This window comes from Helicobacter ganmani, from assembly GCF_003364315.1.
Taxonomy (GTDB): Bacteria; Campylobacterota; Campylobacteria; order Campylobacterales; family Helicobacteraceae; genus Helicobacter_D; species Helicobacter_D ganmani.
The window spans coordinates 282,428-296,512 of record NZ_NXLS01000001.1 but is presented as its reverse complement, the minus strand read 5'-3'; the positions used below and the strand labels follow the sequence as shown (position 1 = coordinate 296,512).

The window sequence follows — 14,085 nt, the reverse complement described above, 5'->3', positions numbered from 1 at the left end:
CTGCTTGTGGAATCCCAAATGTATTTAGCATAAATTAGCCAAGAAATCATTTTTGAAGCGAACATAATTTTGTGCCGATTCTTTGATAAGGGCTATTTCCTCTTCTTTTAATTCTCTAACAAGTTTTGCGGGATTTCCCAAAATAAGTGAGCGTGGAGGAAATTTTTTGCCTTTTGTTACAACACTCCCAGCCCCTACGATGCTATTTTCACTGATACAAACATCGTCCATAACGCACGAGTGCATACCGATTAGACAGCAAGATTCAATCTTGCAAGCGTGAATAATGCAATTATGCCCAATCGTAACATCATCTCCAATGATGACAGGGAAGCCCGCGTCTATTCTTTCGCCTTTATCATCAAAGAGTCTGTGCCAAATGTGCAAAGTAGTCAAGTCTTGAATATTTGTGCGTTTGCCAATTTTGATAAAGTTTTCATCTCCTCTTAACACGCAATTAAACCATATACTAGAATCTTCCCCGATTTCTACCTCACCGATAATCTTAGCTCCTTCTGCAATGAATACATTGGGGGAGATTTTTGGACTTTTTCCTTTAAAATTTAATAACATTTTCTCTCCTTTGTTAGTTTTAATAGAGTTTTGTTTTCTGACTTACTTCATCAAGCAAATAAATAATGTGTTGCCAAGCTAAGTTTGTTGTCTCACTCAAGCCTATCTCGCAGGTGCTAGAGCTAGCATAGAATCGCTTGATATTTTTTTGCAAAAAATAATCTTTCAAACTCTCTAGCGCATTTTGATTGAGCGTGGGATTGATAAAGCCTTTGTTTCCGGCAAAGCCACAGCAATAAGTTGGAGTGTGTTCTGCAACTTCCGCTTGCGTGCAAGCTTGCGCAATATATTTGATAGAATCCGCATAACCCTCCTTTTTGCACGCGCAGACTGCATAGATTCCAATTGGTTCATTTAGCGGAATAATCTTTATATTTGGTAGAATTATTTTTTGCACAAATACACTCATATCCAAAACTTTTAAATGTTTGTATGCATCATATTCCCTTAGTTTTTCTAAAATTTCGCTACTGCAGGCACTATGGTCGCATACAATAGGAATCTCTCCATTTTGCGATTCTATCAATAGATTTTGCAGGAGGTTTTGAATGGGATTGATTTTTGGATTTTTTTGTGTATAATCCTTAAAAGCCTTGCCACAGCACATTTTGGAGAGATTTTTAGGGAAAATTACCTCAATGTTTGCCTTGTTACAAAGACTAATAAAAACCTCTTGAATTGGGCGTAAGTCTCTTGCTAAATGAGAGGGCGCAAAAATACGATTTAAACAAGAGCTGAAATATAAAACTTTGTTTTGAGAATATATCTTTTTGTTACCAAAAAATGAAAAAGAATTTGCAGTGGGCATATATTTTGGTATATAGGGAGTTTTAAATTTTTTATTCCATTGGAGGCTTAAATTTTTGATTGTATCTCTAGAAAGCACTTTTGTGGCAAATTGCGCTAGATGAACGCCTACTTTTGCTGTATAGACTGCTTTGTCTATGTGTTGCGAGATTTTTGCGGAGAGATTTTGGCTTAATGCACTAGAATGATTATTCTTGTGTGTGGTTGCTATTTTTGCGGTATTAATGCTAAGCGGACACATTGTGGCGCACATAGAGCAAGTTGCGCAAGTCTCCACGACATATTCCTCAAACTTTGCTTCAAGTGCGCAGAGTTGTTCTTGTTCTTGTGAGGTTTTATGTTGAATTTCTTTTAAGCGCGCAATCTCTCTAAGCACCGCGATTCTTTGTCTTGGTGTGAGGGTTAAGTTTTTGCTTGGGCAGACTTTTTCGCAGAACCCGCATTCCATACAGGCATTCAAATAATCCTCTATGGCATTGGCTGGTTTTAGATTTTGAATGTGTATGTTAGGATTTCCGCAAATAATAACATCGGGGTTGAAGAGATTTTTTTCATCAAAAATTTTTTTGATTCTTTGGTTAATAGCATAAGCTTTTTCTCCCCATTCTAGCTCTACAAAGGGTGCCATCATTCTCCCTGTGCCGTGTTCTGCTTTGGTGCTACCTTTAAGGCTTACAACCATTTGCGCTAATGCGTCCATAAAACCTGCAAAATTTGCACATTCTTTTTTATCACTCAAGATAGGCGTGATGATAAAATGCACATTGCCGCTTAAAGCGTGCCCAAAAATAATGCCATCAAAATCATATTGCTTGAAAAGTTTTGTAATGTTTTCAATACCTTGTGCGAAATGAGGAATCTCAAAGCAAATATCTTCCGTGATTACCGTGCTTCCACTTCGTTTAGTCGCGGCTGAAATGGGTAACAAACCTTTACGGACTTTCCACCATTGTTCTTGTTCTTTAGCTTCAAAGCTAAAATGCAATCCAAAAAGCGTAGGAATAGAATCCAAATGTTCTTTTATTGTTTGAATGTTTTTTTCCAATATAGAGAATGTATTGGATTCTAGTTGAATCAAAAGTGCGCAGTTTCCCTCTTGGACTTTTTGTAAATCTTGTGGCATACCCTCTATATGACGCACAGCTTTTAAACAAGCATAATCCATAATCTCTGCTGCACTCACAATAGTATCATTAGCAGCTAAGACTTGAATTGCCCTTGCGGCTTGTGCTAGAGATTCATAAAAGATTAATGCGCACGCTTTGTGTTTAAAATCCTCTTGGGTAAAATATTCCACACGTGAAACAAAGCCTAATGTGCCTTCTGCTCCAATAAAGATGTGATTTAGAATGTCTTTAATTTCCTTAAAATCAATGAGCGCATTCAGGCTATAACCTGTGGTATTTTTTATCTTGAATTTGCGCACAATCTCTTGACATAAAGTAGCATCTTCTAGCATTTCTTGACGCAAAGCAAGGAGATTTTCCGCTAATGCTTTGTGGATTTGCAAGAAATCTTGTATATTTTTTTCATCTGAAGTATCCAAGATGTAGCCATCGTTTAAAATTACACGAATGGATTTGATTGTATGGTAACTATTCTGCTTGACACCGCAACACATTCCGCTAGAATTGTTAGAAAAGATTCCACCAATACTTGCATTGTTAATCGTTGCTGGGTCTGGTCCTATTTTTTTGCCCAATGGTTTTAATACAAGGTTTGCTTCCGAGCCAATTACTCCGCAATCACACCAAATGGAATCTTGCGTTAGATGAATGGTCTGCCATTTGTGAATACAAACCACCAATACACTATCGCTACAAGCTTGTCCGCTTAAACTTGTGCCTGAACCTCTAAAGGTAAGCGGAATATTGTATTGTTGGCTTAAGGTGATGATTTTTTGAACCTCTGTTTCATTGATGGGCTTTAGCACAAGTTGTGGAATATAGCGGTAGCACGAAGCGTCTATACCATAGGCGAATCTTTCTAAATAATCTTCAAAGATTCTGTAATATTTAACATTGTCTTTTGTGTCAAACAAAAACTCTTTGCATTCTCTAGTAAAACCTTGATAATCTCTATTGTTTTGCATTCTTTTCCCATTAGTTTAATGATAAACATTTTACATTTTTTATTGTGTAATGGTTGGATAATTTTCTATATTTTATATTTTTTAACGATGAATCGTTTAAAATGTTTAAAATTTACCCACTCTTGTTTTTTTGGGATTCTTTTCTGAAGTAATTCTATTCCTCTATCCATAGTTTTCCTAAGAAAATTCCCCAGCTAAGAAGCGCAAAGAGGACACTAAAAAATACTGCCGCAGAGGCGCAATCCTTTGCAATTTTTGCTTTTGGGTCAAAAGACTCTGTAACCAAATCCACATTAGCTTCAATGGCGGTATTAATCGCCTCTGCAATCAAAATCATAAACAGCACAAAGGCTAAGAATAAATGCTCCAAGATGGAAAGTGGCAAAAAACAATCCAAAATCAATGCAGGAATGATGATGCAAAGTTCTATGCGGAAGCTTTTTTCATTCTTAAAGAGGGCGCAAACCCCTTGAAGTGCAAATTTTGTGTTTGCAAAAAAGGAATAGTCGGGTTTCATTATGGATTCTCCTTCAAAGAAGTGCTAAAAATATCATAAGATTCCTTATAAAGAGGACTTGCTACTCCAAAAAATCCTAATATTGAATGTGTGAGATTATCGTGGGAGAGTTTAAAGTTGCCATATTGCTTAAGACGCGCGTTAATGGTTGCGTTGTTGTGATATGCAATGCTTGGAATATGGATTTGCTCCTGTGGGGCTAGGGCATAGGGCATTCCGTGCAAATAGATTCCGTTTTCTCCTAAGCTTTCTCCGTGGTCAGAGAGATATAGCACCGCTGTTGTATAGTTATTCACTTCCGCGGCAATATCAATGAGTTCCCCTATAATCCAATCGGTGTAATAAAGCGTATTGTCATAGGTATTAAGAATCTCCTCCTGTGTGCATTTGCTTAGCTCGTTTGTATCGCAAGTGGGCGTAAAGCGGCGAAAATTATCCGGGTATCTTTTGTAATATGCAGGTCCGTGTGAGCCTTGCAAATGCAGGACATAAAGATTATTTCCCTCTAATGTCGGCAAACCTTTGATAAACTCCTCAAATAGCACCACATCATAACCCCCATCAAATTGCTTGACTTTACTTAATCGCTTACAAACCCCTTGACAAGAACCATAATTATTATCTAGCCAAACAACATTCACGCCGATATTTTGCAAAACATCTAAAACATTTTCTTGAAATTCAGAGGTTTTAAAGTCTTTGCGTGGATTGAAGCTAAACATACAAGGCACACTAATCGCAGTAGAAGTGCCACAAGAGTAGAAATTATTAAAATAGGTAATATCCTTTTGTTCTGTATATTCATTTACAGGATTGCGCGTATAAGAGCCAAGTGAGTAATTTGCCGCTCTAGCGGTTTCTCCCACAACTAAAATAAGCAATTTTTTCTCTTGAGGATTCTTGAGTTTTGCATTCTCGGACAAGATCAAAAAGGTTGGTTGTTTGGAAAAATCTTGTTTGAAATATTTGAAGGCAGAGTAGAATTGATAGAATGGAATGTTATAAACCCTTGCTTGTAGATTGCTCCTAAAGTAAGGAATCAAGGTTTTTGTTTGGATTAAAAAGAATCCAAAGGCTAAGACTAAACCAAAGGAGAGTAAAAGGAGTTTGTGCTTTAAGTGTGCTTTGAATCCAAAATATTCAATCTTGCAACTAAGAATCAGGAGTGCAGGGAGGATTCCAAGAAAAACCACAAACAAAAGAAGTTTTGCATTCAATAAATCGCCCACCTCCTTAGCGTCTGTTTTTACAACATTTCTTATCATATCCGAATCTACGATAATGCCATAGTTAGATATAAAAAAGACACTTAAACAGGTGGATAGAATGATAAGAATACTTAGGGGCTTGCTTAAATAGGGTAGAAAGACGAGAGAAAAAATGCTTAAGACTAGCCCAAAGAAAATTAGAGGCAGTGAGAGGAATAAAAGCGGATTGTCCTTAAAGTCTATATTGCCATAAAGACAGGAGAAAAGATTGAAATTCATCAAGACGACAAAGAGGCTAACTCCTAAAACAAAGTAGGTCCAAGAGACTTTCGGGGGGGGGGGGATTTTCAAGAATGTAAGAGAGCGCATAGAATGCCTTCTTTGTGTGATTTAAGGTTGCGAAGTATAGCGGAATAAAAGTTAATGGAGTATTAATGGAGCAAAAAATGAAATCTTGCCTTAGAGATTTTATTTGCTTTATGCTTGGTTATGGATTGCCACGAAACACTGCATGTTTCTCGCAATGACACAATGATTACCCCTCCGTCATTGCGAGGGAGCGTAGCGGACGAAGCAATCTATAATGTGGCATACCTTGCGCTTCCTGCTTTGTTATTGCTGTGTGGGTTGTGGCAGATAAGAGCAGTTTTGACACAGAGATTCTATGCGTTTCCCTTCTTTAAAGCCAAGAATGAGGGATTCTATGCGCGGTGTGTGTAGAATCTCGTTTAAACTTTGGGAGTTAAGATTGCCTAGAGGAATCTCTCCTTTGGTGTCAAAGCAGCAAGGCACAACAACGCCATTACAGAGGATTCCTAATTGCTCACTCGCACCATAGCAGAATCCCTCTTTGTGTTGCGGTGGTGCTTTTTCGTCCGCCCATTGAAAAAAGGGCGCACCCACAAGATGAATCTTGTAAGCAAGGCGCGTTTTGGTGGGGGCAATCAAATCAAGGTGAAAGAAGTCCTGTAATGCTTGATAGATTTCTGTATTTTTGCTAGGTGCGCTTAAGGTTGCATTTAGATTCCAAAGGCGCAGGTTAATGAATTTCTCGCTTTGAAGGTGTTGGTGTGTTGCGCAAAAGTCTAAAATGGGTGTGAGATAGGAATCCAAATTTACTTTGTTTTTTTGGTAAAGTGCGCTTGTTAGGGAGAAGTTGATTTGGTGGATATTGGGGTGGTTTAGCAGTAGGGCGGTATTTTGGGGTGTTAAGTAAAATCCGCTTGTCGTGATTTCAATCCTTAAATCTTGAGCGGAATCCAAATAACTTTTAAGATTGTGGAGCGTTAAGGGGTCACCTAAAATATGCAGGGCGCAAAGCTTGGTGTAAGGTTGAATCTCTCTAATAATCTTGCTAAAAAGGTTTAAAGGCATAGTGTCTTTTGCCTTCATCGGTGTGCAAAAACTGCAATTTAATCCGCAAAAATTTGTGATTTCAATAAAAATTTTTTTGAATCGCATTTCTTAAAATTATTCATTGCGCAAAACTTGCAAGGGGTCAATTTGTGTTGCTTTTTTTGCAGGATAATAAGAAGAGGAAAAAACGATTCCAAAAGAACCAATGAGAATTAGTCCCAAGTCCATTAAAGACAATTCCAAAGGTAATTTGTCGCTACCATAAACATCTGCTGGTAATGAAATAATGGGAAAGGAAGAAAGTAATATAAGAATGATAGCTGCCAAGATTCCACCGACAAGAATCCCACTAATGCCAATAAAATTTCCCAAATACAAAAAAGTCTTTTTAATTTCGGTTGCACTTACACCCATTGTGAGAAGCAAGGCAATTTCTTTGCGCCGACTCATTACAGTCATCAAAAGCGAACTAATAATATTGAGCGAAGCGACAAGAATAATCAACATAAGCACGATAAAGAGTGCGCGTTTTTCTAGAGCAAGAGCTGCGAAGAAATTGCCATTTTGCTCCCACCAACCCACGAAATGAATTTGTGGATAATGTTTTTGTAGGGCAAGAATGTCTTTGCGTGCATCGTCAGAATAAATATGGATTCCATCATAAACATTATAAGGCAGTTCTTTGATTGTTTGTAGGGATTCTAAATTGGTGTAAATATAACCCTTATCATAGGCAATCAATCCAGAATCAAAAATACCTGCAACATTAAAATGTTTCATTGTGGGAGTAAGGCTCATTGCTGTGGGAGTTAAATGCGTAAAAATTAAGAGAAGCTTAGAGTTTAACTGCAAGCCATATTGTTGTTGCAGGGTTTTGCCTACAATAATGTCAAATGTATTCGCCTCATAAGGCAAGCCAAAATTTTGTTGATGGGCTTTTTGTGTCTTTTCAAACGCCGTTTGGAAAATGGGATTAAGCTTGCTTTCGCGCTCAAAATCCACACCAAATATCATTGCGCCTTCCATTCTTGCTCCTCTTTTGGAGATTGCCTGCATTTGCACAAAGGGACTGAATCTTAGATGTTTAAAGCGTGATTCCATTTCCTCTAGCACAGAAGAGTTTATTGCTTCAAATCCGCTACTTATGGCAGTAATAGGATAATTCATAATGAATAATTTGCGCTCAAATTCCTTATCAAATCCATTCATCAATGCCATTGCAACAATTAGCACCATCACACCAATACATACACCCAAAAAAGCTAAAATTGCGGTAACAGAAATAAAAGGTTGCGCCTTATTGAATCGCAAATAGCGACGCACCAAAAAAGAAATCAGTTTAGCATTCTGTGTGGGAGCAGTAGGTGAAGATTGCATTTAGGATTCCTTATGTTTTGCTAATGCGCCGCTTTTAGGTCCGCTTTTGCCACAACAATCTTTATATTTTTTGCCGCTTCCGCAAGGGCAAGGTTCATTGCGCACCGGTTTTGTTTTTGTATTACCAAAAGTTGCGCCTTCGGTAGAATTGGTTAGTTTTTGACGCGCTAATTCCGCTTCTTTTTCATTTTCTTTAACTGCGGGTTTTAACTGCACTTTTTGAAGCATTTTAATTGCAGTGTATTTAATCTGTGCGGCAAGCTCTAAGAAAAGATTGTAACTTTCTTTTTTGTATTCTACAAGCGGGTCTTTTTGGTTATATCCACGAAGCCCAATTCCTGTTTTGAGATTGTCCATTACATAAAGATGTTCGCGCCACAAGTTGTCTAATGTTTGTAAATAGACGAGTTTTTCAATCTCATTACGCGTTTTTTCGTCTAATATCTGCATTTTTTCTTCATAATCGTGGGATAAAATTTCTTCAATATAGCCTTCAAAGTTGTGATTTATTTTGTAATATTCTTTTAAAGAGTCTTGATTTAAAAGTGCATTAAAATCTTCTTGCGCTTGGGCACAAAGTAGTCCTAAGTCATCTTCCTCGCTAAAAACTTCGCATTTTTGTAAAAGCATTGCAATAGCTTCTTGGCGATTCTCAATGATTTTGTGCGAAATATTGTGGTTGGGGTCTAGCATTTCATCTCGGACGCGATAGATTGCCTTTCTCTGTTCGTTTGCAACATCATCGTATTCTAGTAAATGTTTTCTTGCCTCAAAGTGCATACTTTCTACTTTTTTCTGTGCGTTTTCAACCGAACGCGTAACGAGATGAGATTCTATGTGTTCGCCCTCATCTAATCCTAGTTTGTCCATAATATTTTTAATCTTATCACTTCCGAAAATCCTTAATAATGGGTCTTCAAGGCTTAGGTAAAATTGGCTTGTTCCCGGGTCGCCTTGTCGCCCACTGCGTCCTCTTAGTTGATTGTCAATCCTGCGTGATTCGTGCCTCTCTGTTCCGATGATATAAAGTCCGCCAAGTGAGCGCACTTCATCGTTGATTTTAATATCTACGCCACGCCCAGCCATATTAGTAGCGATTGTTACAGCCCCTTTTCTGCCCGCGTCTTTGATGATTTCGGCTTCTTTAGCGTGCTGTTTGGCATTTAGCACAGAATGCGGAATTCTCTCTTTTTGGAGCAATTCGTGGATTTTTTCGCTTTTTTCTATGGAAGCTGTCCCTACAAGAATCGGTTGTCCTTTTTGGTGGAGTTCTATGATTTTTGCTACCAATGCTTTAAATTTTTCTGCCTCTGTTTTATAAATTAAATCGTTTAAATCTTGACGCAAAATGGGCACATTTGTCGGAATAGAGACAACTTCTAAATTATAAATTTGTAGAAATTCGCTTGCTTCTGTCTGTGCTGTTCCTGTCATTCCGGCAAGTTTTTCATAAAGTCTGAAGTAGTTTTGATAAGTAATATCGGCAAGCGTTTGGGATTCTTCCTTGATTTGCACTCCCTCTTTGGCTTCTAAGGCTTGGTGTAATCCTTCGCTAAAACGTCTCCCCTCACTTAATCTTCCTGTAAATTCATCTACAATGACGACTTCACCCTCCCGCACAACATAATCTTTATCCTTTTTAAAAAGCTTATTTGCCTTGAGTGCTTGGTCTAAATGGTGCGCCAAAATCGCATTTTCAATGCTGTATAAATTATCTACACCAAAGAGTTTTTCCGCCTCATTGACACCTTCTTCGGTAAGCAGAATCGTGCGATTTTTTTCGTCCAAAGTATAATGTTTTTCTTCTTCTAATTTCAGTGCAACAACATTGGCTGCTTTATAATTATCTAAAGTGCGATTGGCAGGACCTGAAATAATCAAAGGAGTGCGCGCCTCATCAATCAAAATAGAATCCACCTCATCTACGATTGCGAAGTGATGTGTTTTTTGAACTTTTTGATGGAAGTCATATTTCATATTATCGCGCAAATAATCAAATCCAAATTCGTTGTTTGTGCCATAGACAATATCACTAGAATATTGCTGTAATCTATCATTATCGTCATAATTTCCGCTGACAATTACCCCAACGGAATATCCCAAAAATTCATAAAGCGGACGCATAAGCTCCGCGTCTCTTTGTGCAAGATAATCATTGACTGTTACGATATGCACACTTTTGCCAACCATAGCGTTTAAACAAACGGGAAGCGTGGCGACGAGAGTTTTTCCCTCACCCGTTTTCATTTCTGCAATTTTACCCTCGTGTAGCACTATTCCACCGATGAGTTGGACATCAAAATGGCGCAGTTTTAAAACTCTTTTGCTTGCTTCTCTTGTGATTGCAAACGAATCATAAAGCACTTCTTCAAGGGCTTTTTTGGAATCTTGTGCTTCTTGAACTTGAATTTTTAGCTGCAAAAAAGCTGCTTTTAAATCCTCATCACTTAGTTTTTGATAGCTTTCTTCTAGGGAGTTGATTTTGCGAATCTCTTTGCGATAATGACGAATTAATCTGTCATTTTTGCTGCTAAAAATTTTCTTTACAAGGGTGAGTATCATAATCTAAACCTTTCCTTAATGTTAGATTCTGTTTTTATAAAATAAAAATTAAAACAATCTAAAAAGTCGTAATTTTAGCATAAATGCACTATTACTTAGATAAAATACAACGAAATATTTTATATTTAAAGAGGAAAAAATGATTTTTGTTGATGCGTGTTTTAAGAAAAAAACTCCTTATACACCTGTGTGGTTTATGCGTCAAGCCGGAAGATATTTGAGCGAATATAAAGAAGTGCGTAAGCAGGCAGGAGATTTTTTGAGTCTTTGTAGGAATCCGAAATTAGCAAGTGAAGTTACTTTGCAGCCTGTGGAGATTTTGAATGTAGATGCAGCGATTTTATTTAGTGATATTTTGGTTGTGCCATTAGAAATGGGAATGGATTTGGGATTTTATGCAGGAGAGGGACCGAAGTTTAAAAAACCAATAGAATCTCAAAACGATTTGGAAAGATTAAGCGATGAAGCATATAAAAGACTGAATTATGTGTATGATACAATTTCTCTAACGCGCCAAAATCTAGCTAAGGATAGGGCATTGATTGGATTTTGTGGTGCGCCTTGGACGCTTGCAACCTATATGATTGAGGGGGAGGGGAGCAAAACTTATGCGAAGTCTAAAAAAACTTTGTATTCCAATCCGCAATTTCTACACGCAATCCTTGAGAAAGTTACACACAATCTAAAACATTATTTAGAATCGCAAATTCAAGCAGGAGTGAATGCGGTGATGGTATTTGATTCGTGGGCAAGTGCGCTAGAAGAGAATGCGTATTTGGAGTTTGGTTGGAAATATTGTAAGCAAATTGCAAGTTTTATAAAACGCAAATACCCTCATATTCCTGTGATTTTATTCCCCAAAGGAATCTCTGGATATTTGGATAGGATAGACGGAGAATTTGATGTCTTTGGCGTGGATTGGAGCACACCGCTTGGAATTGCAAAAGAAAAATTAGGGCATAAATATGCTTTGCAAGGCAATTTAGAGCCGTGTAGAATCTATAATGAGGATTCTATGCTTGAGGGTGCGCGGGAGATTTTAGAACTAATGAAAGATTCTGCGCATATTTTTAATTTAGGACACGGAATGCTTCCGGATTTGCCGCGTGAGAATGCAATCAATCTTGTGGAGTTTATCCATAATTATCGCTAGATTCTATATTATTGTAAGAAATTTTAAAAAACTTTCACAGCAATGTATAATCTTAATTCGCAAGGACAGGAGTTTTGGCATTAATTATCCTCCAAAATTCCTATGGAATAGTTTTTGATAATTTTATTCTCCTAAATCAATCTTGTCTATTCTTAACAAAATGGGTAAAAAATTAACATTTGAAAATAGTTTTTTGTAGTTTTTTGTAAAATAAAACGATAATGTTTAAAATTTAATTGATATGCTTTAGAATCCAATGTATAATGATTTTGCTCTTAGGTAGCACGAATTAGATTTAAGAAGGAGCTTTATGAATAAAGTTTTGAGTATGGTTATTTGGGCGATTGTAGCTCTTATTGGTGCTTGGGGCTTTGGTGTTTTAGCATTACATCAAGGCGAGACAATTTCTGCAGTATGGATTGTGGTAGCCGCAGTATGTATTTATATGATTGGTTACCGATTTTATTCAAAATACATTGCAGAAAAAGTTTTAGGCTTAGACGACAATCGCGCGACTCCTGCACTAACGATGAATGATGGACGTGATTTTTGTCCAACAAACAAAATCGTTTTGTTCGGACACCACTTTGCCGCTATTGCTGGTGCTGGTCCTCTTGTAGGTCCAATTTTAGCAGCTCAAATGGGATATTTGCCTAGTATGATTTGGATTGTAGTTGGTGTTGTGCTTGCTGGAGCAGTGCATGACTTTACGGTGCTTTTTGTTTCAATGCGCCGCAATGGTAAATCACTAGGTGAAATCATTAAACTAGAGTTGGGTAAGGGCGTTGGAAGTATTGCAATGATAGGGATTTTGGGCATTATGATGTTGATTATTGCGATTTTGGCACTTGTTGTGGTTAATGCTCTTGCAGAATCTCCTTGGGGATTATTCACGATTGCAATGACGATTCCAATCGCAATTTATATGGGAATTCATATGCGATTCTTGCGACCAGGTAAAATAGGTGAGGCTAGTATTATCGGTTTTGTATTATTATTGCTTGCGTTATTCTATGGACAAGAAGTTGCCGCAAATCCAACTTTATCCGCAATATTTACATTAACGCCTGTTACATTAACCTATATAATGATTGGTTATGGTTTTGTTGCAGCAATTCTCCCTGTATGGTTTTTGCTTGCTCCTCGTGATTATTTAAGCACATTCTTAAAAATCGGTGTGATTGTGCTAATGGCAGCAGGAATCTTGATTGTTGCACCAGATATTCAATTTCCAAGTGTTACGAAGTTTATTGATGGGACAGGACCAGTTTTTAGCGGACAGCTCTTTCCTTTTCTTTTTATTACCATTGCTTGTGGGGCAATTAGCGGATTCCACGCGCTAATTTCTAGCGGGACAACTCCAAAAATGCTAGAGAAAGAATCTCACGCAAGAATGGTGGGCTATGGTTCTATGGTTATGGAATCTGCAGTTGCAGTTATGGCATTGATTGCTGCGTGTATTTTAACTCCGGGATTGTATTTTTCTATCAATGTTGCTCCTGCAGGGCTTGGAACAGCAGGAATCACAGATGTAGCACAAGCAGCAGCAGTTGCAGCACAAACGATTAACAACTTTGGCTTTGTCATTACGCCACAAGAAATTTTAGATATGGCAGAAAATATTGGCGAAAAAAGTATCTTAAGTAGAACAGGAGGCGCACCAACTTTTGCAATTGGTTTGGCAACAATTATTTCGGAAGTTCCTTTGTTTAATCAAGGCTCTACCGCATTTTGGTATCACTTTGCGATTCTTTTTGAAGCATTGTTTATTTTAACTGCTGTTGATGCAGGAACGCGTGCGGGACGCTTTATGGTGCAAGATGTATTGGGCAATGTGTATGCTCCTATTGGAAATATTCAATCTATGTTTTGGGGTGTGATTGCAACTTTGATTTGCGTTGCGGGTTGGGGTTATATCCTTTATCAAGGAATCACTGACCCACAAGGTGGTGTAAAATCACTTTGGACACTCTTTGGAGTTTCTAATCAAATGTTGGCGGGAATGGCGTTATTGCTTGTAATTTCTGTGCTTTTTAAAATGGGCAAGGGAAAACAAGCGTGGGTTGTGATTCTACCTGCCGCTTGGGTTTTAATCTCTACGCTTTATGCAGGAATTTTAAAATTACTTCCAGCCAATGGCGAGAGAGTGCATGATGCTGTAAGTCATATTGCGCTTTGGCAAATCAATAGTGCAAAAGCAGCACAAGCAACAGACCCAGCTTTAGCTGAAAGATTTGCGACGATTGCGACAAATAACTTAGTAAATGCAGGACTTTGCGCATTCTTTATGTTTGTTACCTGCTTGATTTTAATTCAAACCATTCGCATTTGTATTAAAGCAACAAAAGGTGAAATAGATATTCCACTTGCGGAATCCCCTTATGAGGAGGCTAGTAAGTATGAAGGAAAAGTTGCCGCACACGGATAAAAATCCAAAAAT

At 37.8% G+C, this 14,085-nt stretch carries 9 protein-coding genes; 2 read left to right on the top strand and 7 right to left on the bottom strand.

Going from position 1 to position 14,085, the window contains the following annotated elements; translation table 11 throughout:
* Positions 1-24: 24 nt before the first annotated feature.
* From CQA43_RS01405 to secA, 7 genes are all read right to left on the bottom strand, one after another.
* Entirely contained in the window at positions 25-573 is a 549-nt protein-coding gene (locus CQA43_RS01405) for a gamma carbonic anhydrase family protein (protein ID WP_115550821.1), read from the bottom strand.
* 19 nt (positions 574-592) lie between these two features.
* Positions 593-3,472 carry an FAD-binding and (Fe-S)-binding domain-containing protein gene (locus tag CQA43_RS01400; RefSeq protein WP_115550820.1) on the bottom strand — a complete coding sequence of 960 codons (2,880 nt, stop codon included), beginning with the start codon at positions 3,470-3,472 and terminating at the stop codon, positions 593-595.
* Between the two features lie 154 nt (positions 3,473-3,626).
* Positions 3,627-3,989, bottom strand: a complete 363-nt coding sequence (locus tag CQA43_RS01395; RefSeq protein ID WP_115550819.1) for a diacylglycerol kinase — start codon at positions 3,987-3,989, stop codon at positions 3,627-3,629.
* Entirely contained in the window at positions 3,989-5,566 is a 1,578-nt protein-coding gene (locus tag CQA43_RS01390; RefSeq protein WP_115550818.1) for a phosphoethanolamine transferase, read from the bottom strand. Before CQA43_RS01390 ends, CQA43_RS01395 begins: the two co-directional genes overlap by 1 nt.
* A 243-nt stretch (positions 5,567-5,809) precedes the next feature.
* Positions 5,810-6,571, bottom strand: a complete 762-nt coding sequence (locus tag CQA43_RS01385; protein WP_245944180.1) for an SPASM domain-containing protein — start codon at positions 6,569-6,571, stop codon at positions 5,810-5,812.
* Positions 6,572-6,667: 96 nt separating this feature from the next.
* Entirely contained in the window at positions 6,668-7,930 is a 1,263-nt protein-coding gene (locus CQA43_RS01380; RefSeq protein WP_115550816.1) for an ABC transporter permease, read from the bottom strand.
* Positions 7,931-10,492, bottom strand: coding sequence for a preprotein translocase subunit SecA (secA, locus tag CQA43_RS01375; RefSeq protein WP_181881588.1), 2,562 nt, complete (start codon positions 10,490-10,492; stop codon positions 7,931-7,933). It lies immediately after the preceding gene.
* A 139-nt stretch (positions 10,493-10,631) separates the two neighbouring features.
* Between secA and hemE the strand changes: the two genes are divergently transcribed.
* Both hemE and CQA43_RS01365 read left to right on the top strand, forming a co-directional pair.
* Positions 10,632-11,645, top strand: a complete 1,014-nt coding sequence (gene hemE / locus CQA43_RS01370) for a uroporphyrinogen decarboxylase (protein WP_115550815.1) — start codon at positions 10,632-10,634, stop codon at positions 11,643-11,645.
* A 310-nt stretch (positions 11,646-11,955) separates the two neighbouring features.
* Entirely contained in the window at positions 11,956-14,073 is a 2,118-nt protein-coding gene (locus CQA43_RS01365; protein WP_115550814.1) for a carbon starvation CstA family protein, read from the top strand.
* Positions 14,074-14,085 lie beyond the last annotated feature (12 nt).